This is a genomic window from Propionispora vibrioides, assembly GCF_900110485.1.
GTDB classification, from domain to species: Bacteria; Bacillota; Negativicutes; order Propionisporales; family Propionisporaceae; genus Propionispora; species Propionispora vibrioides.
The window spans coordinates 19,843-45,667 of record NZ_FODY01000013.1; the positions used below are offsets into that span (position 1 = coordinate 19,843).

The 25,825-nt window shown below is 47.7% G+C and carries 20 protein-coding genes; 1 reads left to right on the plus strand and 19 read right to left on the minus strand.

The genetic code is table 11. The features are described from left to right. Positions 1-236: 236 nt before the first annotated feature. On the plus strand, positions 237-872 hold the full coding sequence (locus tag BMW43_RS11430) for a manganese efflux pump (RefSeq protein WP_091747341.1): 636 nt from the start codon (positions 237-239) through the stop codon (positions 870-872). A 38-nt stretch (positions 873-910) separates the two neighbouring features. Here BMW43_RS11430 and BMW43_RS11435 read toward each other — a convergent pair whose 3' ends face one another. From BMW43_RS11435 to BMW43_RS11525, 19 genes are all read right to left on the minus strand, one after another. After that, positions 911-1,138: a hypothetical protein gene (locus tag BMW43_RS11435; protein WP_091747343.1), complete on the minus strand. Its 228-nt coding sequence runs from the start codon at positions 1,136-1,138 to the stop codon at positions 911-913. Between the two features lie 227 nt (positions 1,139-1,365). Continuing rightward, the gene (locus BMW43_RS11440; RefSeq protein ID WP_091747346.1) at positions 1,366-3,081 is read right to left on the minus strand and encodes a methyl-accepting chemotaxis protein; all 1,716 of its coding nucleotides are present in this window, start codon (positions 3,079-3,081) and stop codon (positions 1,366-1,368) included. Positions 3,082-3,711: 630 nt separating this feature from the next. Then, on the minus strand, positions 3,712-4,740 hold the full coding sequence (locus BMW43_RS11445) for an epoxyqueuosine reductase (protein ID WP_177173568.1): 1,029 nt from the start codon (positions 4,738-4,740) through the stop codon (positions 3,712-3,714). 20 nt (positions 4,741-4,760) lie between these two features. Beyond that, positions 4,761-6,278 carry a transporter substrate-binding domain-containing diguanylate cyclase gene (locus BMW43_RS11450; RefSeq protein ID WP_091747353.1) on the minus strand — a complete coding sequence of 506 codons (1,518 nt, stop codon included), beginning with the start codon at positions 6,276-6,278 and terminating at the stop codon, positions 4,761-4,763. Between the two features lie 266 nt (positions 6,279-6,544). After that, positions 6,545-7,864 (minus strand): 4-aminobutyrate--2-oxoglutarate transaminase, encoded by a 1,320-nt coding sequence (gene gabT / locus BMW43_RS11455; protein WP_091747356.1) that lies wholly within the window; start codon positions 7,862-7,864, stop codon positions 6,545-6,547. Between the two features lie 364 nt (positions 7,865-8,228). Further along, positions 8,229-9,470 (minus strand): PucR family transcriptional regulator, encoded by a 1,242-nt coding sequence (locus BMW43_RS11460; RefSeq protein WP_091747359.1) that lies wholly within the window; start codon positions 9,468-9,470, stop codon positions 8,229-8,231. A gap of 27 nt (positions 9,471-9,497) precedes the next feature. Next, positions 9,498-10,916 carry an aldehyde dehydrogenase family protein gene (locus BMW43_RS11465; protein ID WP_091747362.1) on the minus strand — a complete coding sequence of 473 codons (1,419 nt, stop codon included), beginning with the start codon at positions 10,914-10,916 and terminating at the stop codon, positions 9,498-9,500. A gap of 13 nt (positions 10,917-10,929) precedes the next feature. Continuing rightward, positions 10,930-12,249 carry an aspartate aminotransferase family protein gene (locus tag BMW43_RS11470; RefSeq protein ID WP_091747531.1) on the minus strand — a complete coding sequence of 440 codons (1,320 nt, stop codon included), beginning with the start codon at positions 12,247-12,249 and terminating at the stop codon, positions 10,930-10,932. 113 nt (positions 12,250-12,362) lie between these two features. Next, complete coding sequence (locus BMW43_RS11475; RefSeq protein WP_245732389.1) at positions 12,363-13,244, minus strand: substrate-binding periplasmic protein; 882 nt, start codon at positions 13,242-13,244, stop codon at positions 12,363-12,365. A 102-nt stretch (positions 13,245-13,346) separates the two neighbouring features. Further along, entirely contained in the window at positions 13,347-14,039 is a 693-nt protein-coding gene (locus BMW43_RS11480; RefSeq protein ID WP_091747367.1) for an amino acid ABC transporter permease, read from the minus strand. 171 nt (positions 14,040-14,210) lie between these two features. Then, positions 14,211-14,930, minus strand: a complete 720-nt coding sequence (locus tag BMW43_RS11485) for an amino acid ABC transporter ATP-binding protein (RefSeq protein ID WP_091747369.1) — start codon at positions 14,928-14,930, stop codon at positions 14,211-14,213. A 381-nt stretch (positions 14,931-15,311) separates the two neighbouring features. After that, positions 15,312-17,159 (minus strand): APC family permease, encoded by a 1,848-nt coding sequence (locus tag BMW43_RS11490; protein ID WP_091747372.1) that lies wholly within the window; start codon positions 17,157-17,159, stop codon positions 15,312-15,314. A gap of 435 nt (positions 17,160-17,594) precedes the next feature. Beyond that, positions 17,595-18,251: an HAD family hydrolase gene (locus BMW43_RS11495; RefSeq protein WP_177173569.1), complete on the minus strand. Its 657-nt coding sequence runs from the start codon at positions 18,249-18,251 to the stop codon at positions 17,595-17,597. 315 nt (positions 18,252-18,566) lie between these two features. Next, a complete protein-coding gene (hxlB, locus tag BMW43_RS11500) occupies positions 18,567-19,130 on the minus strand; it encodes a 6-phospho-3-hexuloisomerase (RefSeq protein ID WP_091747378.1) in 564 nt (187 codons plus the stop codon). Between the two features lie 15 nt (positions 19,131-19,145). After that, the gene (gene hxlA, locus BMW43_RS11505; RefSeq protein ID WP_091747380.1) at positions 19,146-19,775 is read right to left on the minus strand and encodes a 3-hexulose-6-phosphate synthase; all 630 of its coding nucleotides are present in this window, start codon (positions 19,773-19,775) and stop codon (positions 19,146-19,148) included. A gap of 15 nt (positions 19,776-19,790) precedes the next feature. Continuing rightward, on the minus strand, positions 19,791-20,966 hold the full coding sequence (locus BMW43_RS11510; protein ID WP_091747383.1) for a mannitol-1-phosphate 5-dehydrogenase: 1,176 nt from the start codon (positions 20,964-20,966) through the stop codon (positions 19,791-19,793). Then, positions 20,967-21,404 carry a PTS mannitol transporter subunit IIA gene (locus tag BMW43_RS11515; RefSeq protein ID WP_245732391.1) on the minus strand — a complete coding sequence of 146 codons (438 nt, stop codon included), beginning with the start codon at positions 21,402-21,404 and terminating at the stop codon, positions 20,967-20,969. Then, complete coding sequence (locus BMW43_RS11520; RefSeq protein ID WP_177173570.1) at positions 21,382-23,475, minus strand: BglG family transcription antiterminator; 2,094 nt, start codon at positions 23,473-23,475, stop codon at positions 21,382-21,384. Before BMW43_RS11520 ends, BMW43_RS11515 begins: the two co-directional genes overlap by 23 nt. 133 nt (positions 23,476-23,608) lie before the next feature. After that, positions 23,609-25,027 carry a PTS transporter subunit EIIC gene (locus tag BMW43_RS11525; RefSeq protein WP_091747389.1) on the minus strand — a complete coding sequence of 473 codons (1,419 nt, stop codon included), beginning with the start codon at positions 25,025-25,027 and terminating at the stop codon, positions 23,609-23,611. Between the last annotated feature and the right edge of the window lie 798 nt (positions 25,028-25,825).

The following is a 25,825-nucleotide window of genomic DNA, read 5'->3' on the forward strand; positions in this document are numbered from 1 at the left end:
GGCGTATACATCGTCCTGACAAAGTTTTCACAGCACTTTCCCCTCTACTGGTCCCTATTTTCCCTTATTTTATTATATACCGGCATCTTTACGGGGAAGTTAAGTAAACGTAAAGGCTGTGTAAAATTTATTTTGGTATGGAAGAAACTACATCCTATAGCCACATAGAAATAACGCAAGCTTTCTCGCTGAACGTTTTATACTATAGGTTATATTGTCACTAGGGGGGATTTCTGTTGCAACATATTGGCTGGGCTTTTTTCGTTGCTTTTGCTGCCAATCTTGATAACCTGGGAGTAGGCATCACCTACGGAATGCGCCATATAAAAATATCCTATACGGCCAACGGGATCATTGCCGCTACATCGTTTTTCGTTGCCTGGATCTCCTCACAAGCCGGGCAAAGCTTCAGCCTATATGCCTCGCCCCAAATCGGCGCCATCATCAGTACCGCTTTACTGGTTTCAATGGGGCTATGGATCTGTCTCCAGCCAATCATTCACGCTGTCAAAGAGAAGCAGCCTATCATGGATCTACAGTTATTCGGAACCAAAATATATATCGGCCCGGTTGAAATATTGCGTCATCCGGAAAAGGTGGATCTGGATGCCTCGAAAGATCTTTGCTGCCGTGAGGCTTTCCTGCTTGGCTTTGCGCTTTCCCTGAATGCCATAGCCGGAGGGTTTGCTATCGGCACTGCCGGCCAGTCCCCTTTACTCGAATCTGTTCTCGTTAGCGCCTTCAGCCTTCTTACCGTCAGTTTAGGACATTATTGGGGACAAAAATATGCTTCGGAACTTCTCGGGAACTATGCGACTACCGTTTCCGGCTTTTTGCTGATGCTCATTGGAGTATACCAACTGGCCGGCTAAAGCTTTACCCGGCGCAACCTCAAATACAAGGCAGGCATTCATTTAATTGAATGCCTGCCTTGTACCGCAATACCGTCTAAATAAACCATAAGTTCCTGACTCGTCCAAAATGCATTTACTACTTCCTCCAGTAAGGCATGAATATTACTGGTTTCCAAAGTGATGTCGATGAGATGTGCCCTTGTTGTCCGTGGTTTAAGAATAACTCTGTAATTATAACCTGCAACAACCCAACAATCCAAGATTTCCCATCTTTCCTTGATCATAGCAGCAAATTCGCTCCTTATTACCGCCTGATATATTTACTGGAGGATATTCTGGATTAATAAAACGAAAACCTTTTTTTAATACAAAACTTTACAAATTTTTCATAAACTTAACTATCGTCCTCCTGTATTATCGGTCAGTAAATTCGCCTGTTCAGCAAACAACAATGCTCAAGTAATAAACAAAGTACCGCAATAGCTGTTATTGCGGTACTTTGTCGGTTGTTTTAAATCTGAAATTTATTGATTTCACTTTGAAGATTCATAGCCAGCTTGGCCAATGCCTGACTGGATGACGCGACCTCTTCCATCGTGGCCAGCTGCTCTTCGGTCGCAGCGGATACGGACTGCGTTTCGCCGGAAGCGCTTCGGCTCAGAGCATCAATTTGCTTGGCCGATTCTGCAACTTGCTGGCTTCCGACAGCCATTTGCTCAATAGCTGCAGTAATTTCCTTAATCTGCTCAGACACAAGAGTGATAACCGTAACAATTTCCTGGAAGGCCTGTCCTGAGGCATCAACAATTTCTGTTCCCAGTTTAACTTCCCTTGTCCCTTCTTTCATAGCATCTACAGCCATATTGGTATCTCCCTGAATTTCACCAATCAAAGTTGCAATTTGCTTAGCCGCCTCCTGAGATTGCTCTGCCAGCTTGCGAACCTCTTCGGCAACTACGGCAAATCCCCTTCCCTGTTCACCGGCCCGGGCCGCCTCAATGGCTGCATTCAAAGCCAACAGATTCGTCTGTCCGGCAATACCGGAAATAGTATCGACAATCTGACCAATTTCCTGGGAGCGTTCCCCTAATTTAGTCACAACCCCGGCCAGTGTTGTGACAGTATTTTCGATATGAAACATCTGCTTTACTGCCTTATCAATCGATTCTTTACCATGACTGGCCTTTTCAGAAGCCTGGTCCGAATGATTGGACACTTCGTGGACGTTAGCGGCTACCTGTTGAATACTGGCCGACATCTGCTGCACTACGGCCGATGTATCGTTCGCTGCCGACATCTGATTATCCATACCTTTCGCCACTTCTGCCATGGAACTGGCAACCTGATTGGCTGCCTGGGATGACTGCTCGGCACCGGCACTGAGTTCTTCTGAGGAGGAGGCAACCTGTTCCACCGACTGGCCAACCTGTTTTAATAAAACCTGTAGACTGCTGCGGGTATGCTCCAGAGCAGTCACTAATTGACCGATCTCATCACGGCGATTTATCTTACTGCCTTTATCCCGGAAGTCGCCGGCCGCAAAATCCCGGCATAAACCCACCATAAACGATAACGGCCCGGTAATGCTTTTAGTTATGTATAGGCCGCTAAACCCTAATAGCAGCACAACAGTTAGGATAACGGCTGAAACAATCAGTACCGCTTTTTCAAAATCAGCCTGATTTTCTTTATCGGACCGTTCCGACAGATCCGCATAATATTCGGAAAGTCCGCGTAGTTTATCCATAAAGTCGGTAGCTAACGGGTCTACTTTATCTATATAAAGAGCATAGGCTTCCGCATTTTTATTTTGTGCAGCCAATTCTATCACACCGGCTCTGGCCTGGCGATATTTGTCCTGCGCTGCTTGTATTTGATTCAATATGGATTGAGCTTTTTCATCCATCTGCATACTGACAAGCGATTTCATATTAGTATCTGCAGCAGCAGCGCCCTCGCTGATCGTGGCTTTTAATTCTTGATTTCTTTGTTCATTGGTAGTGATCATCAATTCCAAAATAGCCGAATTCACCTTGCGGGTTATTGTACGGGTATCATTAATCGTTTGTACGGGAAGCAGCCTATCCTTATATAAGGTAGTCATAGCTGTATTGGCATGCCCAAGATAGTAAAAGCCGGTAAAACTGATAATGCCTAAGGAAAGAAACGCAATAACAATCAGTATACTGAGTTTAAAAACTACTTTCATATTGTCCAAAAAGTGCATATAAATCCCCCTTATAAGTATGTTTTATACATTTAAATGCTAGCATTATAAATGTTGCGGGTGGTCTAGCCTGATCAGAAATACAACGGACAAATAGGCTCCCTGAGGGCAAGCCGAATATCCAAAAAATAAATTGTAAAATTTATCACAAAGCAGATTTGCCTTCTGCGGACGTTATCAAAAAGCTAAGTCGACTTTCTAATGTAACAAAATGACCTTGTGTTACATTAGAAAGTCGACTTGAGCTAGAAAAATCAAGGTTTTATAAAGAAAAAACTTGAAAACCAGGTTAACATATCACTAATTTCCACTACTTTTATCTTTTTGCAAGAAATGTAAGTTTATAGAGGAATCAAGCGAATCTTGTCGTATATAGTGTTAGAAGTGAATTGGAATATTACAGTAACACAAGGTCATTTTGTTACTATCTATTCGTAAACTCCGAAATCATCCGGAAAATGCAACTGAGAAAAAACTACTGGCGGATCTACCTTCCATCAGTAAAGCCAAACCGCCCCCAATCGCAGCATGAACTTAACTGCAATTGGGGGCGGTCTCTATAACAGCGCTCTGCTGTCCAGTCAGATTAAATGATTCTACGCCTGGCTTCTCTACTTTTATTAGCTCTCTTTATCCGGTTGGCCGGTTACGGTTTAACGCCCACTCGGCCATTTGTCTTACACGGGCATCAGGATCTTCCAGCGCTCTGGTAAAGTAAGGGGCATACGCTTTCGGGTCCTTATTAGCCATGGCCCGGATTATATTGCAACGCCATTGCCAAAAATCCTCTTGGGCGATATACCAGAAGCGAGGCTGCAAAACATTCCGGTACGTCACCTCATCCATAGCCAGCAGGGTCTCCAATTCCAGCAAACTGTCCAGAGCAACCGGTTCAACGAATTCCTCCTTACCCTGCCAGGCTTTATTCATGGGGCAGGCATTCTGGCATTCGTCACAGCCATACAGATAAGTGCCCATAGTTTTTCTGACATCTTCCGGCGGCAATGCGTCCCATTCACTGAAAGTCAAGTGAGCAATACAGCGGGTAGCGTCCATTGTCAATGGCGCGGTCAAAGCCCCCGTCGGGCAAGCCTGTATACATTTGTTACAGTTAGGCGGACAGGGGAAACGGCTGTCGCCGCCTGGCTGATCATAGGCCAGCGGCTTATCAACCAGCCAGGCATCAATCCAATGCCACGATCCCTGCGCAGTATATACAAAATTATTATTGCGGAACTTCCCCAAGCCGGCCTTCACCGCCGCCCAGCGCAGCGGCAGCCGCTCCCGGGCAATACGAAAACCGCTGTCCGTCAAAAACTGTTCAAAATCAGCCTGTGCCGCATATTCCGGCGAGTAAGGCAACCGCCCGTCGAACAGATAGTACTTGCCCACCAACTGATCCAGTTGCGGCTGAAGCTTATACTTATCGTAACGCCGCAGGCAAACTACGATAGAACGGGCCCAGGGGACGACAGCTTGCGGCTGCGAAGCGACTCTTGCCTCCAGCTTGTCATAAAACGGCGCCGCATGAGGAAACAGGCGGGCGCGCCGCTCCACTCCCGCTAAAAATTCCTGAAACGGTGCCGCCGCAATAATCCCACAGCCGTCATAGCCCAGCTCACGGGCTTTTGCCTTGATAGCCTCTTCCCAGGTTCCCAAATGTATCACGCTCCTGTTCCTTAATCCCCCACTGGTTCTTCTGCTCCGGGTTTTCTGTTCACCATACAGGAAAAGTTAACTACACGGTTTTTCCCGGAGGCTTTGGCCTGCAGCATGGCCGTGTCTGCCATAGTAATAATTTCATTGAGCGATTTGTCCGGACATTGCGTTATATCCACATAGCCGATACTGGCACTGACGCAATACCTGTTTTGATTACAATAAACCGGCTGCTCGATCTGAGATAGCAGGACAGCTCCGTCAAACACCTCACCGGACTCCAGGATCAGTAAAAACTCGTCGCCGCCCATCCGGTAGACCGAGGCCTGGGGCAGACAGTTTTGCAACCGCACGGCGATCTCCTGTAAAACCTGGTCGCCGGCTTCATGACCAAAATTATCGTTAATGACCTTGAAGTGATCCAAATCCACGTAGATAATGCTGGACTGCTGCAATCTGGACACGTCGGAAAACTCGTTGAACAAAGCATGCCTGTTTTTTACGCCCGTCAGATAATCGGTAGCCGCCAGCCATTCCAGTTCTCTGTTCCGTCGACGCATCAAAACCGTAGCAATCATAAAAATCATAAAAGTCGTTAGCAGCAGCATGAGAAAGAAATTGCGAAGCTCGTTCATGTGCTGCTCTTGCAAAACATGGTCCTTATAGTAGGCAAAAATACTTTTATCTTCATAATACTGCTTGCCAATCGTCTTTAAATCCAACTTTTTCATGCCTTTATCAAGAATTTCAATGAGTTTTTTCCCGTTTTCCGTCTTAGGCGAAAAAAAAGCATACTGCCGGATGTTATCGTTAATGGAAAATACAATCTCATAATCAAATAATTTCCCCGTAAAATACCGCTCCACAAAAGCCGCTTCATTATGTGAAATCAGGTTTACCTCTTGCCTTCGCAAAGCGGCAAACGCATCATCAAAGGTCCGGTAATAGATAACTTTTTGCGGATCGGCAAACTTTAATAGATAATCGTTAACCGACATCCCCTCAACCAGGCCTATTTTATACCGCGCAATATCATTGATCCGGCTTAGCCGTACATGATGATCAATAGCACCAATCAAAGCATAATTCATTTCAAAATAAACAGTATTGGCAAAATACCCGTACGATTTCCGTTCATCGGTTACACTGGCGGCGCATAGTATATCAATTTTGTTGTCCCTGATTAAGTTCAGATGCTCGATCCAGGACAGGTCGCCATACGGGATAAGCGTATACTTAAACCCCAGTGTTTGCGATAAAATCCGCAGTACCTCGATGGACACACCGTCAAATTCACCTGTTTTCTTGCTATAGCAGGATATGGGCGGAAACCTCTCGTCCACCGCCACTTTTAGAGTGCCCAGCGAACGGATGAATTCCCTCTCTCCCGCCGTCAGTTCCACCTGCATATCAGGCGTAATGGCGACGTGTCTGTTTTGCGTGGTCCGCATTTCTTGTACCTTATAACCATAAAACGCGGTCATACCAATGATGATCACTATAAGAAAAAGACCTGCCAGTTGTTTACTTTGTTTCATTAGGTAACCCACTTTACCAGGTAAATTTACCTTTACTGCCCACGGGGCTGCTTTAATACCGGTTATGACTGGGATAAATCACCAAGATTCCGGTTGTGTACTCATTCTGTACGGAGCTGAAAGTTCCTGCCAAATTCGACAAGAATATGCAAATACTTCTTCGCTAAAAGAGCAATGCTTACTGCTACGGCTTGGCTGGAAAATGAATAGCAACCCCGGCAGGAAATCCTGCCGGGGTTGCTATTATAGCGATTTTATATTTTAATTCATCCTTCGGCAACTGCCTTTAGAATGCTTTTCTCCAGTACCGTCAGCCCCCGGTCCAGTTCTTCGTCAGTGACAACCAGTGGAATAAGCAGGCGGATGACATTGCCGAACACTCCGGCGCTAATCAGCATAACGCCCTGTTCCAGGCAGTACTGGATGATCTTGCCGGTCAGTTCCTTGGCCGGTTCCTTAGTCTCCCGGTCTTTGACCAATTCAATGCCGATCATGGCTCCCACACCGCGCACGTCGCCGATAGCCGAACAGCGTTCCTGCAGAGTTTTCAGGCGGCTCATCGTAATTTCACCGATCTTAGTTGCCCGGCTGCACAGCGCATTTTCTTCAATATATTTAATGGTCTCCAACCCGGCTACGCAGGCCAGCGGATTACCGCCATAGGTACCGCCGATATTGCCGCCGTCGGGAGCGTCCATATATTCGGCCTTGCCGGTTACCGCACTTAAAGGGACACCGGCGGCAATCGACTTGGCCGTTGTCATCAGATCAGGCTCAACACCCCAATTTTCTATGGCAAACATTTTGCCCGTCCGGGCAAAGCCGGTCTGCACTTCATCGGCAATCAGCAAAATGCCTTTCTTCTCACAAATAGCTTTCAGGCCCGGCAAAAATTCCGGCGGCGGCACCAGGAAACCGCCCTCGCCCTGTACCGGCTCAATGATCATGGCGGCGATGTGTTCGGCGTCAATCTCGGTGGTAAAGAACCGCTCAAAATTCTCCAGACAATGCATGCCGCAGCCCGGATAGCTTGAGCGGTAATGACAGCGGTAGCAATAAGCCGAAGGCACCTTGTAGATATCCGGCGCAAAGGGGCCGAAGCCGTATTTATAGGGCTTTACCTTGCTGGTCAGACTCATAGTCATCAGCGTCCGTCCGTGAAAAGCACATTCAAAGGCAATAATGCCGGTCCGCCGGGTGGCATGACGGGCAATCTTCACGGCATTTTCCACCGCTTCAGCGCCGCTGTTGGCAAACATCGTCTTCTTCGGCGAAGCGCCCGGTGCGATGGCGTTCATCTTTTCAGCAAGTGCCACATATGATTCGTACATACCAATGGCAAAGAAGGAATGCAGCAACTTCTCCGCCTGGCTTTGCACCGCCTTGACTACCGGTGCGGGACAATGTCCGATATTCAGCACACCGACCCCGGCATAAAAATCCAGATATTCTTTGCCTTCCACATCGGTAATGACGGCGCCGCTAGCCTTTTCCACAAATACTCCGGTAGAATTAGCAATGCCCTTAGGTACCGCCTTGTTTTTTCTTTCAATCAACTGCTTCGTTTTGTCTCCTCTAGCGCTCATGCGAATCCCTCCCCTTCCCTGATAAAAAAGATAAACGCTGAACCGCCTCTAGGGATACGGTTCAGCGCCATTGCTTAAAAACTATTTGCGTGTCCTTATGCTTTTATAGTACCAAATACCGGCCGGGGCGTCTATGTGACACCTTCACAAGATATATCGGCGTATTTTGTGATATCATCCTAATATCATAGGTAACCGCTGATTAAATGAACCTGTCGGGCTGGCGAGAGATTTTTTCGTCTGGCAAGGAAGCAAAACCGCAGAAATAGCGGCCTCTGTTGCAAGGTTTTGCTGACGCAGCCAGGCGGAGAAAGCTCCATCAGAACGCACAGTGTGAATTAATCAGTGGTTACCCTGAGTCCGCTCAACCCGGCAAATCAAGGGAAAATACACTGCTGTCCATTTGTTTGCCCATAATTACCCCGAGCTGCAGCGTCAGCCGGTCATAGGGATCATCCAAATCACGGCCGCTGATTTCTTCAATCTTTTTCAAACGATAGTCCAGCGTGTTGCGGTGAACAAAAAGCCGTTTGGCAGTTTGCGCGGCATTACAGTTTTCTTCAAAATAGGCAAACAGTGTGTCAATCAGCTCGGTGTTGTTTCTCCGGTCGTACTCATGGAGCGGTTCAATGATTTCCTGATAATAAAGCGCAAGCTTCTCCGGACCGATTTCAAACAACAGCTTGTAAATACCCAGCCGTTCATAGGCATAAACCGGTCGGGCAGCTCTCCGTAAACCGCCGAACAGCCGCAGCACCCGGCTGGCCTCCAAATAACTGCGCCGGGCCTCCGGCAGCGCCGCAAACCGCCCGCCCACCGCTACGGTAACCGCCAGTTCCGGCATCTCATCGACAAGCTGCGTCCAGACCCGTGTCAACAGCTCCAGGTTCTGCCGCACACCGGCCGGTTCACTGTCATAAGGCATCAAAAGAACGATATCATCGCCGCAAAGGGTCTGCAGAATCTTCCGGTCCCAGCGGGCCAAAATGTCCTGTACAACATTGCCAAAACGCATTTTAAACGCCATCAGGGCATTTTCGTCTTTCAACTTTTGCGCCTCCAGATATTCGGTTAAATTGCGCGGACTGATGACCGCCACCTGATGCGGCCGGGCAAGATCATAACCGTAATAAGCCGCCCGCTGGATCAGCACTTCCGGGTCGGCCAGCGGGAAAAACAGCAGTTGCTCCAGGAAGTCCTTAATTGACCGTTCCTCGGTCTGCTTCCGGACGATATGACTGCAGATGTCTCTGGTCACTTCAATGATTTTGACTTCCCAAGGCAGCGCAAAAATCGGGAAATGAGCCTGATCGGCCAGTTGCAGCACCTCTGCCGGGATATCCTCAATATAGGGCCCGACATTAATAATCAGCCCGGCCAGTTTTTTGTTGATAATCCCCCGGACAAGCTCCCTGAGTTTTTCCGTATCTCCCTGCAGGCCGATGCCGGTGATAATGAGCAACTCACCGCCCTGCACCCAGGGCAGCACATCGGGCAGATCGATAAAATGCACCCAGCGCACCAGCCGGTTCAGTCCGGCATGTCCCGCCACGATTTGCAGCTTGGTCAGCGAAGCTAAATTGACAACTTCACGGCAACTGATCATAGCCGGTCTCCTTTCACCGTATTCCGGTTAAAATTTAAAGACAATCAATTTTTCTTCCGTCATTTCCCGGACGGCGTACTGCGGACCTTCTTTCCCCATACCGCTTTCTTTGACGCCGCCGTAGGGCATATTGTCCGTTCTAAAAGTGGCGCCGTCATTAATGATCACACCACCTGTTTCAAGCTTCATGGCACACTCGCGGGCCACGTCCAGCGAGCCGGTAAAGACGCCGGCCTGCAGGCCGTACGCCGAATCATTGACCAGGGCAATGGCTTCGGAAATAGTATCATAAGGAATAATGGAAAAAAGCGGTGCGAAAACCTCCTGGCATACCAGCTTCATGTCCGGCCGGACATGAGTCAGTATGGTGGGGGCAAACCAGGCGCCGGAGCGTGTGCCGCCGGTCAGTACCGTGGCGCCCTGCGTTACGGCCTCTTTCACCCATTCCTCCACCCGCCCGGCTTCACTCTCGCTGATCATAGGCCCCACATCGGTGGCCGGGTCCATTGGATCACCGACAATAAGCTGTTTGGCATAGGCCACCGCCTTGTCGCAAAATTCCTGATACACACTGCGGTGCACATAGACGCGCTGACAGGAAATGCAGACCTGTCCGGCATTGGCAAAGGCATATTTGGCGCACAAAGCGGCCACTGCCGCCACATCGGTATCATGATGTACAATATTGGCCGAGTTGGAACCTAGCTCCAGCGCCACCCGCCGGAGGCCCGCCCGCTTCAACAGTTCTTTGCCGACCGCCGGACTGCCGGTAAAGCTGTAAAAGCCAATCCGTTTTTCTACCAGCAGCCATTCACCCAGTTTGGCACCCGAACCTGTCAGCAAGTTCAAAAAGCCGTTCGGCAAACCGGCCTGAGCAAAGATCTCGCACAACAGCACGGCTGACAGCGGCGTAACGGTGGCCGGTTTATACACCACCGCATTACCGGCGGCCAAGGCCGGACCGATCTTGTGGCAGGCCAGATTCAACGGGAAGTTAAAGGGCGTAATGGCACAGACAACGCCCACAGGCACCCGCAAAGTAAATGCCCAGCGGTTATCGCAGCCCGGCGCGCCGGCTAGCGGCACCATTTCGCCGGTCATCCGCTTGGCTTCTTCCGCCGACAGAATGAGGGTCTGCTGCGCCCTGGTTACTTCCGCCAGAGCTTCCTTCATAGGCTTACCTACTTCCTGGACGAGGATTTCCGCCATCTCCCGCTGCTTTTCCCGCAAAAGCTGACTGGCTTTCATAAGAATGGTATAGCGCATATACGGCTCCAACTTAACCGTTTTAAATGCCTGCTCGGCCGCATCGACCGCCGCCTGCACATTGTCCTGCCCGGCTGCAGCCACATACCCCAGTACACTGTTATCCGCCTTATTTTTCACGGCAATTTTATCCCCGGTGGCTACCCAGGCGCCATTAATAAATAAACCATGTTCTTTCATAATCAATCCTCCTCTATTTTGCTCTGCGATTTTTCGTTTCCGCAAAAATTCGCTCCGCCACCTGCAGTGTCCTGCTAATATCCGCTTCGCTGTGTTCGGTAGACAGATAAATCCGCCCCCGCCGCGCCGTGAAACGCACGCCATATTGCCGCGCTTTGCGCACAAACAGATCGTAATAAGCGATATCGGCGGCGGTTAGATAGTGCCGGAAATCATCGACCCCCTTTTTCAGGCCGAACATCAGAATGCAGATGGAGCCCACCGCCTGGCAAAACAAGGGTATCCCATAGGTTTCACCCAGCGTCCGCATGCCCTGGACAAACAGGCCACCTAACTGCTCCAGCCGCGGGTATACCTGTTCAGTTTCCAGCACCCCGATGGTCGCCAACGAGGCCGCCACGGCAATAGCATTGGCATTAAAGGTGCCGGCCGCCGGTACACCGGCTTCCATGATTTCCCGTTTCCCAGCGATTGCCGCCAGCGGATAACCGCCGGCAATCGCCTTGGCGAACACCGCTAAATCCGGCGTGACCCCATAGTATTGCTGCGCACCGCCCAGAGCCACCCGGAAGCCGGTGATGACTTCATCAAAGATCAGCACTACCTGATAGTGGCTGGTCAAATCCCGCAAACCGGCTAGATAGCCTGGTTTAGGTAGGATTGGACCCGAATCACACATGATCGGTTCAGTAATAACGGCGGCAAGCTCACCGGCCTCTTGCTCAATAACCTGTTCCAGCAACTCCAGATCATTCCAGGGCAGAATAATGATATCGTCTGCTGTTTCCCGTCGCTGCCCCCTGGTAGTAAACAGCCGGGCTGGTGCCTGCCGCTCGCCCAGTTCTTTTACGTTGGCGGCGTCAATACTTATTTTTTCTTCGTCCGCCCAGCCATGGTACTGGCCTTCAAACTTGATAATTTTTTTCTTGCCCGTATAGGCCCTGGCCAACCGAAAGGCATGCATATTGGCTTCGGTGCCGGAGTTCTGAAAGGATACCCGTTCGGCGCAGGGAATGATCTCAGTCAGCTTCTTCGCCAGTTGACAGAGAGAAACGGTCGTTGCCGACAATTGTGAACCCCGCTCGATTTGCGCCACCACAGCCCGGTTGACCGCCTCCGGGCTGTACCCCAGCAGCATGGGACCGAAGCCGCCAATATAGTCAATGTATTCATTGCCGTCCACATCATAGACCTTGGAGCCTTTGCCCCGCTCCAGGCAGAGCGGATACTCCTCATCGGCCGCTTTGTGAAACGAACTGGCCACGCCCTCTACCAAGTACATTTTTGTTTTTGCGAATAACGCCTTGGAACCTTCTGTATTTAATTTTTCCACCGTTATCGCCCCTTTCCAAACAGTAATATATAATTGGTACAACACGCGGTGCACCGTTAAAATGGTGCAGGAGGAAACCAAAGCTCCCTCCTGCAGGTAAACGGTTATTTGATTTATTTCACGTTTTTCGTTTTACCGTCTTCCAGCGATACGAAGTAATCCTGGTTCAGACCGTATTGTTCCAGTATTTTCATCAGGGTGCCATCTTTTTTCATATCGTTTATCGCTTTATTGACCGCATCGTTCAATTCCTTGTCTTCAAACCGGATAGCCGCGCCAATCTTGCCGGCAGCTTCCGCTTCATAGGGACTCAGGATTCTCAGGTCCAGACTGGAGTCCTGTTTTAAGGTATAGCCGGCCACAATGCCGTCGGTAACACAGGCATCAATTTTCCCGGTGTTAACCGCCATCATCAGTTCTGCCTGGCTGCCAAAAATTTTCAGGTCTTTAATTTTGCCTTCATTCAGCCATTTTTGAGCGATTTCCAGGAAGGCCGTACCTTTTTGGCCGCCCAAGACTTTATCCTTCAGGTCTTCCTTGGATTTTATACTGGAATCCTTTTTGACTACAACAGCTTCGCCTTCTTTATACCATACATCGGTAAACAGGGCTTTTTCCAGGCGCTCCTGTTTGATATACATGCCGTCGGTTACCATATCAATCGTTTTGTTGTTAAGCTCAATGAGCAAGTTCTCAAAGGGAATCTGCTTCATTTCCACTTTGGCAATGCCCAGACGTTTAGCCACTTCGCGGATAATGTCGGCATCAACACCGGAAAACTTGTTGCTGCTGGCGTCCATATAGGCGAAAGGAGCATCATTGGAGGAACCCACTACCAGAACACCTTTTTCCTTTATGGCGCTTAGCGTACTGCCGGCACCGGCGTCCTTCTTCTCCGTCGTAGTGCTGGAGGAACCGCAGCCAACCAGCAGGGCTGCCAGGGCAAATACCAAAACCACTAAACCTGCAAACCGTTTATACACTTTGTTCATCATGTTCCACTCCTCTTTTTTTATGAATGAATATATAGTACAGAAAACCAGCAGTTTCGAACTCTGCCGCCGGCTTTCTCTTCCACCGGTAACTGTCTTACCCGGTTATTTGGTCTTTAACCGGTGTTCCACAAAGGCCACCAGGTGCGACAGCGGCACACTGATGATAAGATAGGCCAGAGCCAAAAAAGTATATGATTCAATAGTTAAAAAGGTTTGTGACGCGAAGGTCTGGGTGCGAAGCAGCAGTTCATTGACCGCCACGTAAGCCAGGAGCGACGTGTCTTTGACCATCATGACCAGATAATTGCCCAATGATGGGATAATGCTCCGCAGGGCCTGGGGCATCACGATGCGGAACAGGGCCTGGTATTTGCCAAAGCCCAGCGCCAGGGCCGCTTCGGTCTGGCCGGGATCGACGGCAACGATGGCGGCCCGGATGACCTCGGACATATAACAGCCGTAATTGATACCCAGTCCCAGGATGCCGGCCGTCAGCGAGGCGATCTGTACATCCGTTTTATAGCCGAACAGACCGGCGATAAGGTTAAGCAGCAAAGGTACCACATAGTAGATATAGACAAGCTGCACCAGTAAGGGCGTTCCCCGGATAAGTTCCAGCAGCAAATACAAAAAACCTCTAATGATTTTAATGGATGAAAGCCTGCCGATAGCAATGATAAGTCCGATGAAAGTTGCCAGGATAAACCCCAGAATTGTCGCCTGAATAACCACACCAAAACCATGTAACAGGGAAGGAATTAAAAGATCGGCTGCTTTAGCAAAGTGTAGTGGCATGTTCTCCCTCCTTATGAATCACTGATTTATTCGCACTGGGCGTCCTGACGGATCTTTTTCCGCCTGGTTGCGTCGGCAAAACCTTGAAACAACTTAATTATTCCTGTGGTTTTACTTCCTTACCAGGCAAAATCTTTTGTCATGCCGACAGGCTCATTTCTCAGCGGTTCCTTATAAAACTCTTGCCAGAAACTCTTGAGTCCGCTGGTGTTCCGGCCGGTTAAAGATTTTGGCCGGCGGCCCTTCCTCCACGATATAGCCTTTATCCATAAAAATGACACGATCGGCCACATCGCGGGCAAAGCCCATTTCGTGAGTAACCACCACCATGGTCATCCCTTCGGCAGCCAATTGCTTCATGACTTCCAGCACATCGCCGACCAGTTCGGGGTCCAGCGCGGAAGTTGGTTCATCAAACAGCAGGAGCTTGGGTTTCATAGCCAGCGCGCGGGCAATGGCCACCCGCTGCTGCTGTCCGCCCGAAAGCTTAGCCGGATACTGATTGGCTTTATCGGCCAGGCCGACTTTGCGCAGCAGCTCCATAGCTATTTCTTCCGCTTCCGCTTTCTTTACTTTATTGACATGAATGGGAGCATAGGTTAAATTGTCCAGCACGGTTAGCATGGGGAAAAGATTAAACTTCTGGAACACCATGCCGACTTCTTTGCGGAGCTTTTTGCTGTCCAGATCGGCCTCAATCAGCGTTCCGCCATAATAGATTTTTCCGCTTGTCGGCACTTCCAAAAGATTCAGACAGCGCAGAAAGGTACTCTTGCCGGAACCGGACGGTCCGATAATACAGACTACCTCGCCGGCCTTGATAAACAGGCTGATGCTTTTCAGTACTTCCAAATCGCCGAACTTTTTACCTAAATTGATTATGTTAAACATAGCCCTTCCTCCTCTATTCTATAATTTGGGAAGGCGCCTGCCGCTAAAAGCAACCAGACGCACCGGCTAAAAAACAAAAAAAGCAAAGCACTCTCAGATTAAGCGTCTTTGCTTGATCGCCAGTAGGCAGTAGCCGCCGGGACGGTACGCCAACTGGCCGGTATTCACTTTTTTTACGGTAGTCTTTGCCGAAAGGATAACAAAAAAGATGCCTGGCAGAATAAGACAGTCTTTGTCTTATTTGTTAGCATCTTTGCTCAATTTTTTCGGTTGTATTTACTTTTATCTCATTATAGCAGAGCCGTCAAGCACTGTCCAGGGACAAAAATAACAATATATATGGCCTGCATTTGTGCAAACAACACAAATGCAGGCCATTCATCACTCCTTCAACTGATACGGCACCGTAGTGACAATGACATTTTCCTTGAGAATCAGCGTAGTCCGCAGAATCCAGCCTGTTTGGTTGTGCAGCAGGCGGTGCCACCATTTGGGAGTTTCAAATTCCGGGATAACCACCGTAATATAGTCATTGCTGGCTTTTTTCTGGACAATGTTTTCGATGTACTCCAGCAGCGGGTTCATCAGCAGCCGGTAAGGCGACCGCAGGATGACCAGCCGGACCCCCAGATTCCATTTGTCCCAGTTCTGCCTGATCTTTTCCTCCGACGCTTCGGTACTCGCCACATGAACCGCCAGCACATTATCACCGATCAGCTTGGCGTATTTCAAGGTTTGAAACACCACCCGCGTCGGCGTGGAAACCGGCACAATGACGATATGCTTACCGGCCGTCGATAAAGAATTCCCCTCACAAATCAATTCCTCCGGCACCCGCAGCTGTTCGGCGATGCTGTCATAATGACCGCGAATTTTCTTAAAGATAAATACAATAAAGGGAATAAACAATAAAATAATCCAGGCGCCGTGCACAAACTTAGTCACCGTAATAATCAGCACGACAATGCCGGTCGTGACCCCGCCAACGCCGTTCATCCAGGCCCGCAGGACCCAGCCGGGCTGGCGTTCCCTTTTCCAGTACACCACCATACTGGTCTGGGCGATGGTAAAGGAAATAAACACGCCAATGGCATACAACGAGATCAAGTGGTCAATCTGCCCCTGGAAGGCGACAATCAGCAGCGCGGCCATAAAGGTAAGCAATACAATGCCGTTGGAGTAAGTCAGCCGCTCACCCCGGGTGGCCAGATAGCGGGGCATATAGCCGTCCCTGGCGATGATGGACAGCAGGATGGGCAGTCCGTTATAGGCCGTATTGCCGGCCAGATACAACACCAGCATGGTACTAAGCTGAATGTACAGATAGATACCGTCCCGGCCGAACACTTTCTCGGCAAGCTGCGACAAAGCCGTCACCTCATGGTGCGGCACGATATGATAGTGCATGATCAGGAAGGTAATGCCGATGAACATAACCCCGAGAATACCGGCCATCCAGTACGTAGTGATGGTGGCGTTACGGGCCTCCGGCTTCCGGAACATCGGCACGCTGTCGGCAATCGCCTCGATACCGGTCATTGAGCTGCAGCCGTTGGCAAAGGCACGCAGAATCAAAAACAGCATGGCCCAGTCCAGCGGCTGCTTGGCCAGCGCGTCAGGATGGATGAGATAGGGAGCATCAAACAGCGCTTTGTAGCAGCCCGCTCCCAGCAGGGCCAGCACGCCGAACAAAAAAGCATAGGTAGGGATAACAAAGGCATTGGACGATTCCCTGACACCGCGCAAATTGACGACCATTAAAATAACGAATAAAACAAATAAATCAATAAAGACCTTGTGTTGCAATAAGGGGGGGTACGCCGAAGTAATCGCCGCCGTGCCCGCCGAGACACTAACCGCCGCGGTCAGCACATAGTCGGCAAACACCGAGCCGGCGGCAACCAGGGCCGGCAATTCACCTAAATTCTTTTTGGCGATAGCATAAGCACCGCCGCCTTCCGGATTGGCTTTCGCCACCTGAACATAGGACAGGGCGATGATGGCAAGTAAAAGTAATATGGTCAGGGCCACCGGCGCCATATAACCGTAGGCGATGATACCGGGAACGGTAATCAGTGTAATCATGATCTGTTCAGGGCCGTAAGCCACTGACGATAAGGCATCGGAAGAAAAAATAGATAAGGCCTTCCATTTGGGCAGGCGCTCGTGGGCCAGCTCGTTGTTGTGCAGCGGCTTGCCGATCAGCAAGCGCCGAATCACGCTCATCATAACAGTGTTAGTACATCCTTTCTGCTTTCGAATCCTATGTAGTATATGTGGTTTAGGGAAAAGATACCCCTGGTACTCTGCGTCACCTAAATACACGGACTTGCAACCTTATAATGATTTAAGTGATCCAGGATATTAGCGGCCCACCAAGTCTGAAATTACAATTACTTCACGGACCTTTTCCCGCAAGGTTTCGTTGTCGTCGGCTTACCTATATCCGCTAGGCGCGCCTCTTTCGCCTTGCCTTACAAAAAAATCTCCATAAGTTCAATTTGCACTTTCAAAGCCCGCGGACCACTAATCACAGATTAGATCATATCATCCGCCGGGATGCTTGTCCAGACGGCAGCAAATAATAAAAAAAACGCCCCGTACGCTGTCCGTCACCGGTCGCCGGGCGTTTAGTCATTCTCGTTCCCTTCTTACCACTGTTACTTATTCTACCATAGGTATAACTTCTTCCAAACTGTTCAGCGAAGCACAAGTAAGCGCTACGATAGCCTCGCCCGGATCAACGATATCTTTGACAAAAATACAGTCTATTTCAGCGCCGCTTGCTGCCTTAATGCCATTGATCGAATCTTCCAATACGACAGCTTCCCGCGCTGCATAGCCACTCATAGCCAACACCTTTCTGTAGATCTCCGGGTGGGGCTTACCATGACAGATTTCATCGCCACACAAAAAATAATCAAACTTTGAATAAACCTTGGCTGCTTTCAGCAATTTTTCCATACTGGCTCGCGGACTTGATGTGGCCACCGCTTTCTTTCGCCCTTTTCGTGTCAATAGGTCTAACAAATCTCCCAGTCCCGGCTTGATAGGCACACCTTCTTTAGCGATAATAGCGTCACTCTCAATTTTATATTGCTGCAAATAATAAGAGAATGGAAAATCCGGACCAAATTCTGCAAAATACTTATCTTGCAGCGTATGATCCGGTGAACCGATTAATGTTTTATAAAACTCAAAATTCAGTTGATAGCTATCCACTGCCAATAGTCTTTTCCAGGCTTGATAGTAAATCCATTCGGTATTGAACATTAATCCGTCCATATCAAAAATGAAGAGCTTTTTTGCCTGTAACTCCAATATATAACTCCCCGCTCCCCTAGCAAATACTTCCGTCTCAGCCACACATAAAACCCGTCTCATGCTAACCAGCAACTGTAACAGCTAGCCGGATTTGCATACATTGTAGAATTAAGCGACAACGCGGCAAATCCAGTTAGGTAACCGCTGATTAAATGAACCTATTGGCCTGGCGAGAGATTTTTTCGTCTGGCAAGGAAGTAAAGCCGCAGGAATAGCGGACCCTATTTCAAGGTTTTGCTAACGCAGTCAGGCGGAAAAAACTCCGTCAGGACGCGCAGCGTGAATTAATCAGTGGTTACCTAGCTCTAGCTATTACTCTAAATTCGCATGCCTTGCGTACATCTGCTCATACGACTGTTTTACAACCTTGTTTACTTCAATAATTATGCTGTCATAAATCAACCAGCTTAATTGCTCAAAGGAAGAACCCAGCGGTTGAAGGGAAGATTGTTTCCCTGTTTCACTGCCGCATTTTGCAGTAACTCCAGGAATTTTGATAATTGCATCTGCCATTGAGCCAATAGTATGGTCGGGGAAAATAGTTAATGTAGCTATTTTGGCTCCCTGGGAACTTGCCTTTTTCGCCATGGTAACAAGGCTTGCCGTTTCCCCTGAGCCTGAACCGATAATTAAGAGATCCGCTTCCTGAATAGAAGGCGTGGTAGGCTCCCCTACAAAATAGACAGTTAACCCTAAGTGCATCAATCTATTGGAAAATGCTCTTGCTGCAAAGCCTGATCGCCCTGCTCCGGCAATAAATACCCGTTTTGCCTCTACTATTAATTTTACGACAGATTGGATCTCATCCTCATCTGTCAGCTTGGAATCAGCTGCCAGTTCACCAATGATGGTCAGTAGTGTTGTGCATTCTTTCATTTGTTCCACTCCTTCTTATTTCATAATAGCCTGTTTAATTAATTTTGCTTCTTCTACCGGATTTGCTGCGTTGCCGATTGCTGAACCAACAATGACGATATCCGGTTTTAGAGCAACATACAGATCAATTGTTTTACTGTTAATTCCACCGGCAACTGAAATTTTAACCGTCTTGGCATGCTCCACCATTACTTTTAGATCTTCAATAGGTTTACGCCCGGCAGCCTGTTGATCAGCACCTGTATGCACGGCTAGAACATGTGCATTAATAGCTTCCATTTCATGAATTCTTTTAGGCAAATCTTGTACACAAATCATGTCAACGACAACTTGTTTACCATATTTTTCAGCGGCCTTTATGCAACCTTTTGCCGTCAAAATATCGGTTACTCCCAGTACTGTAATATAATCGGCTCCGGCATCGAAGGCCAATTCAGATTCATAAAATCCACCGTCCATAATTTTCAGATCGGCCAGGATCTCTTTTTCGGGAAAATATTTTTTAAATTCCCGCACTGCCCGCATACCTTCATCAATGACAAACGGGGTACCGATTTCAATAATATCTACATATTCGGCTACTTTTTCCGTAAAAAGCAACGCATCAACTAAGCGTTTTTCATCTAATGCTAACTGTAACTTCATGTCGTTTCCCTCCCATTACTTACGATGAATATTTTTAATTGCGGCCAATTCATTATATCTGGATAAAATAACATGAAACATTTTTGATTCTGGCTGAATACCGGTGAAGGTCTCAATCGCTTTGGCCACACCATGAGACTCTACATAACTTTTTAATTCCACGCACTGCGGATCTTCCGCATTGTCCACAAATAGCAATGCTGCGGCAATCCCCTTCAACAGATTTGTATTATCACAGCCAAACTCCTCACACTGTACGCAAGGACCGGTCAATCGATCGGCCAGTGCCAGCTTACGGATCGGTGAGCGCGATACACGGTTAATCGTATCGGTAATCCCCGGAGTTTTAAAACGGCCGATAGCAAAGTCGATATAGTCTTCCAGCTCCTGTGCCTTAAAGCCATATTTTTTCACTAATAATCCAGCCGATTCTTGCATAGTTTTGCGGACTTCTTTAACCAGCTCTTCATTATGGAATACATCCTGGATAATATCGTAGCCATATAGATGACCTAGATAACCGGCCCATGCATGCCCGCAATTGATAATATAGAGTTTGCGTTCTAAAAATTTCTGCAGATTATCGGTATATTCGCCACCCTTAATTGGCTCACTCCCCGGCTCAAGCAGCTTGTTTTGCTCAATAACGAGTTCAAAATCCGTCCCGATATCCACTGCTTTTTTCCCATCACGTACCGAGTCGAACACCATGCGATCGACAGCCGTATTCGGGTAACAACCAATCGACTCAAGTTCACTCATATTAATATCCACCGGGCAATCGGCCATTGCCTTTTTCAAAATATCGGTATTAAACATAGCATTTTCACAAGCTAACACGTTAACCTTTCCCTTACCGGCCGCTAAGCGAGCCTTGAGCCCCTTCGCCAAAGTCGGCGCAATTTTAGGCAGGTTATCGGCCCACACGGAGGTCGTAATCATATCGGCTTCCACAATTTCCTGAATAACTTCAACCTCTTGGGTGATCGGCGAAAGGGCCGTTACCTGATCAATCGTTTTTTTCGCGTATCCTTCATTAATTAAATACACATCATAGCTTTTTTCGGCATTTAGCTGTTTCACCAGTTCGTCATTCACTTCGACAAAGGTAATCGCAAAGCCGGAATTATGCAGCAATTCGCCAATAAAACCCCGGCCGATATTGCCCGCTCCAAAATGTACTGCTTTCATCTATGACAACTCCTTAAAGATTGATAATATTTCTTGCTTGGTTTGAGCCTGTACTAATTTTTCAATGTTTTCTTCTTCCGTGCAGACCATCGCAATTTTCCCTAATATCTCCAGGTGCTCATTGTCTTTCCCGGCGATACCGATAATCAGACGGGCCACGCCACCTTCAAATTCAACACCTTGCGGTACTTGTACAAAGGAAATCCCTGAATTTTCAATGCGGTTCTTCGATTCCGATAAACCATGGGGAATCGCTACCGAATTACCAATATAGGTACTGACCGCTTTTTCCCGGGCCAGCATATCGTCGATATAATCAGCGTCCACATAAGCGTTATCCACTAAAATCTGTCCTGCAGCCCGAATAGCCTCCTCCTTATTGCTAAACACAGCCTGGAGGCGAATATTTCGTTCATCAAAAATAGTTTTCATCGCCATTATCCCTTTCCTGAAAGTTTTCAATGATATATTGTTTCATCCGCTGGCCGAGCGACACAGAAAGCCTGTTTTTTTGATCAATATCCACTAGCGAAATCATATCCACTTCTTCAATGATCCACATAATCATATTGCCGATAAAATCCCCCAGCACATCACTGCGCTTGGCGGGATACAGAAGCAGCACCACGGACTTAATCTCTCTGCCTTCAGCAATAAGCTGCGCCTGCGAAAAATTATAAATAAACATTTTGGGTTGACTGACTTCCGGCAGACAGCAATCTAAATAACTAAGCTGCGTATTAGGAATGATAAAGTTCACATCATTGATGTTGTGGGTAATAAAGTCCTGTGCCTTATCAAAACTCATGGCAATCCCTGCATCGATAATCTGCTGCGCAAAAAAGTCAATCAATCCTCCCGGCATATTCTCATTTGTCACGGTAAGCACATCAAAGTAAGCTAATATATGGAGACTCCACTCTGCCATAATTTTCATATTCGCAAAATCCTGCCATGCTGCAGCTCCGCCACCGCTCCCCTGCATACGTTTCTTTTGGGTCAAGATCCGTAGTTTCCGGTGCTTATGCCGTTGAATAGCCTGTTGAATTTTTTCTAATTCCTTATGATTCAAGAGTGGCGATACCCTCATATAGTTGGCATTATCCAGCATCAGCGGTATCGTAGAGAGAATCAAATCGTATTCTTGCAAATCCTCTTCCGGCAGGCTGATCAGCGAAATTATTTTTTTGATATAAATCTCGGGAATCTCCCGTTCCAGGCGGCTGGCCAGCATCTTGGAAGATCCCATCCCACTCGAGCATACCACCAGCACCCGGAACGAACCTTTGGCAAATTTATCAACCGAAACGGCAAAATATAAAACCAGATAGCCAATTTCATCTTCGGGGAACTGATCCTCGGGAAACACATAATGCATACAGTTTTTTACTACCCAATACAAATCTCCGTATTTGTCCTGGATTTCTTTATTGATCGGATTAATAACGCTCATACCGCTGCGAATCCGCGTTAGCGTCTTGTCCATGTGTGCCGACAATCCTTTTAGCAATGTAATATCATTACTAAAAGAAATTCCCGTTTGTTCTTCCACTAGGGAGATTATCTTTTTCATTTGCGGCGCCAGCATAAACTCCCGCAGGCACAGCATAGTATTGATATTGGGGTTAAAACTCAAATACATTAACCATAGTAAATAGCGAAATTCATCTGCCGTACAGGTAACATGAAATTGTTTTTCCAAGGTCCCTTTTATTTTTTTTGCCTGCTCATAAAGATCGCTTTTTTGCTCGGTAAAATCAAAATCATCATAGCTTCGCTTTCCCTCCAATGTGCGTTTCATAAGTAATGCCGCCAGCATCACAAATTCTAAAAAATTCACATCAGTGGTACGTATATTTTTATTATCAATAACGGTTTTTAAAAGCAGATATACAGTCTGAAACAGTTCAGCATAACCATATAGCTGCAGGGTATCCAGAAATACTTGACTGCCACGGTAGCGGCCTTCCATCCAGGCCAGCAACAGATCGACATCTACATTCCGCGTAATCACACTGACAAGCAAATGATGTTTAAAGACAGGATCCCCCGATAGATAGATACCTTCACCCTTTTTGGTCTGTAGCTTTAAATTATGGCTGAGCGCCATTCGTTCAATTAGTTTAAGATCATTACGGCTTGTCCTGAGCGAGCTTTTGGTTTGAATGGCAACTGCCTGGGTTTTAATATAATCTTCCTGGTTTAATAGCTCAATAATGGTAAGATCAATGCGGTCCTGCGAGCTGACATCATAATCTGCCCGTTTATCCTGCAAAATCTGTCCTAAGCGGTCCAAAGCCTCCGGCTCGCCTTTTAAAAACATCCCTTTTCCTTGTACTGTTTCCAGCTTAACCTGACACTGCTGCAGCACTTTTATGACTTCCGGAATCTCCCGGTATACCGTCCGCTCTGTCACTTTTAACTTATGGGCAATTGCTTGGATTGGCACATAGTCAATGCTCTTACGCAAATAATCAATAATTGCTTTGGTGCGTGAAGAAATAACCATTAAGAATGCCACCTTTCTCATGTCTGTATAGGAAATATCGAATGTGTTCGCTAAGAATCTGGTGCCCCCTGCTTTCCATATCGATATTTCCCATACTCCACTATCGTGTGCGTTATAAAAGGCGGTTTATTCTTTATTGTGCTTTTTTCAAATACGTTACAATGCGATCATATTCATTATTGTCTAAGAAATTCTTGATGGTTAAAACATCCGCACCGTTCGGGGCCTTTTCCCGTACCCGTTCTTCGAGTACAGCGTTGGTAATCACAACATCGGCATCGTGGGGAATATTGTCAACCGATACATTGACCACCTCCATATCGAGCATGGCTTTACGCATTTTAGTTTTTAAAATCGATACCCCCATCGCGCTAGACCCCATACCGGCATCACAAGCGATGATGACTTTATTGATTCTTTTTCCGGCAGCCGGAACAGGAACTGTGACCGCAATACCACTCGCACCGGCCAGGGCTATGCTGTTATTTAAAATCCCGTCAGTATCTTCATCATAATCTTCCCCTGCTTCGACCTTGGCGGTTTTCAAGAAAAATGCCACAGTCACAAAGGAAACCGCTGCACTAATAATATACGCCATTGCGTTAACTATAAAATATCCTTTCGGGGTCATCGCCAGCAGCGCCAGGAAGCTGCCCGGTGATACAGCGGCAACGGTACCGCCCTGGAAGATCTGCAGCCAGAATAGGGCAGCCATATTACCAAGGATAGGCCCCAACAGGGTAACCGGTTTAATCATCGCATAAGGGAAGGCAACCTCACCGATCCCACCTAAAAACATGATACTGGCGGAAGCCGGTGCAGTTTTCTTAGCCATGCCACGGCCAAAGACAGCAAAACCTAACAACAGGCCCAGCCAGTTTCCGCCATTTGCCTCTACCAGGAACAAAATCGAACGTCCGGTTTCCATTGCCTGCTGGATACCCAGCGGAATCATAATTCCATGATTTACAGCATTATTTAAAAACAATACTTGCGCCGGCTGAACGAATAAGCTTGCCAATGGGATAAGCCCCTGTTTTGTTACCCATTCAACACCGCCAGCCAAGAATTTTATGATAACGGAAAAAATCGGTTCAACGGCAACGTAACCAAAAATCATGATGAGAGCGCCGACAATACCGAGGGCAAAATTGTCTACCAGCATTTCCAAGCCGGAACGCATTTTGCCGGCTAACATACCATCGACCTTTTTGATAACAAAGGCGCCGAGCGGTCCCATAATCATACCACCGATCAGCATCGGCATATTAGCCCCGACAATCACGCCCATGGTTGACAAAGCACCAATCGCTCCGCCACGCTTGCCATACACATTGTAGCCGCCGGTATAACCGATTAAAAGCGGCAGCAGGTACGTAATGGTTGGACCAACTAATTTACAAAGATATTCATCCGGCACCCAGCCAGTAGGGATAACGAAAGCGGTGATAAGGCCCCAGGCAATAAATACACCGATATTGGGCATTACCATAGAACTCAAAAATCCGCCCATCTTTTGTATCTTTACACGAAGAGAAGCTGAATTCGACATATATTAGCCTCCTGTCATTTGTGTGTTTATTATTTTGTTATAACATCCCTGCCGATCGACACCTTCATTATACGGGCGGCTGAGAACCAGTGTCCACACAAAGCAGTTGCACATATTTCACAAACGAAATTGACAAAAATGTACTTGCTTCGGACAGGGCAGTGCTATCAAGTGTTCCACGGTTTCTAAATCTAAACCACAAATAATACATAAGAGTAGCACACTGCGTGCTACTCCTGTTTTATACCTTATTGTCTCTATTTATCCGGACAAATGCAGGAAAAAGACCGCCTTCCCTTTCCGGGAAGACGGTCTTTAGCGACCTTTCGTGCCGCTACCGCCTAACAAGTCGGCGAGCAGCCGTTATCATCGAAGCAGCAGAACAACAAAAGGATGATAATGATTATGATAAACCAACTTCCTCCGCGGCCAAATCCATTTCCCCAAGCCATAATGACAACCTCCTCATAGAATATTTTATTAAGTAGCGGTTTCTAATGTATCCTATGATGCGTTAAAGGCTTCGGTGACTCTATCGGGAAAAAAGAACATCCCATCCGCTTCTTTGCCATCATGTCCGGTGCTTCCCTCCTGTTTCTGTCCCTAGTCAGGAAGGCCCGGTCCATCTTCTGTTTGCAAGGCTAGGCATTGTGCCATATAATGGTACTAGTACCTTACCAGCCTTAAGCCAGTGACTCAGGGAACTACGTTCCTTCGCTGTCGTCACTTAGCATACTTCCGGTATGCCTCCTTCTCCATCTTATGCTGCGAAAAATAACTTTGCCAGCATCCTACTGT

Bases quoted from the DNA above. Each gene is read 5' to 3' on its own strand.
- BMW43_RS11435 (WP_091747343.1), bottom strand. From the start codon at position 1,138: ATGATCAAGGAAAGATGGGAAATCTTGGATTGTTGGGTTGTTGCAGGT.
- BMW43_RS11440 (WP_091747346.1), bottom strand. From the start codon at position 3,081: ATGCACTTTTTGGACAATATGAAAGTAGTTTTTAAACTCAGTATACTG.
- BMW43_RS11450 (WP_091747353.1), bottom strand. From the start codon at position 6,278: ATGAAACAAAGTAAACAACTGGCAGGTCTTTTTCTTATAGTGATCATC.
- gabT (WP_091747356.1), bottom strand. From the start codon at position 7,864: ATGAGCGCTAGAGGAGACAAAACGAAGCAGTTGATTGAAAGAAAAAAC.
- BMW43_RS11460 (WP_091747359.1), bottom strand. From the start codon at position 9,470: ATGATCAGTTGCCGTGAAGTTGTCAATTTAGCTTCGCTGACCAAGCTG.
- BMW43_RS11465 (WP_091747362.1), bottom strand. From the start codon at position 10,916: ATGAAAGAACATGGTTTATTTATTAATGGCGCCTGGGTAGCCACCGGG.
- BMW43_RS11475 (WP_245732389.1), bottom strand. From the start codon at position 13,244: ATGATGAACAAAGTGTATAAACGGTTTGCAGGTTTAGTGGTTTTGGTA.
- BMW43_RS11480 (WP_091747367.1), bottom strand. From the start codon at position 14,039: ATGCCACTACACTTTGCTAAAGCAGCCGATCTTTTAATTCCTTCCCTG.
- BMW43_RS11485 (WP_091747369.1), bottom strand. From the start codon at position 14,930: ATGTTTAACATAATCAATTTAGGTAAAAAGTTCGGCGATTTGGAAGTA.
- BMW43_RS11490 (WP_091747372.1), bottom strand. From the start codon at position 17,159: ATGATGAGCGTGATTCGGCGCTTGCTGATCGGCAAGCCGCTGCACAAC.
- hxlB (WP_091747378.1), bottom strand. From the start codon at position 19,130: ATGAAAGAATGCACAACACTACTGACCATCATTGGTGAACTGGCAGCT.
- hxlA (WP_091747380.1), bottom strand. From the start codon at position 19,775: ATGAAGTTACAGTTAGCATTAGATGAAAAACGCTTAGTTGATGCGTTG.
- BMW43_RS11510 (WP_091747383.1), bottom strand. From the start codon at position 20,966: ATGAAAGCAGTACATTTTGGAGCGGGCAATATCGGCCGGGGTTTTATT.
- BMW43_RS11515 (WP_245732391.1), bottom strand. From the start codon at position 21,404: ATGGCGATGAAAACTATTTTTGATGAACGAAATATTCGCCTCCAGGCT.
- BMW43_RS11520 (WP_177173570.1), bottom strand. From the start codon at position 23,475: ATGGTTATTTCTTCACGCACCAAAGCAATTATTGATTATTTGCGTAAG.
- BMW43_RS11525 (WP_091747389.1), bottom strand. From the start codon at position 25,027: ATGTCGAATTCAGCTTCTCTTCGTGTAAAGATACAAAAGATGGGCGGA.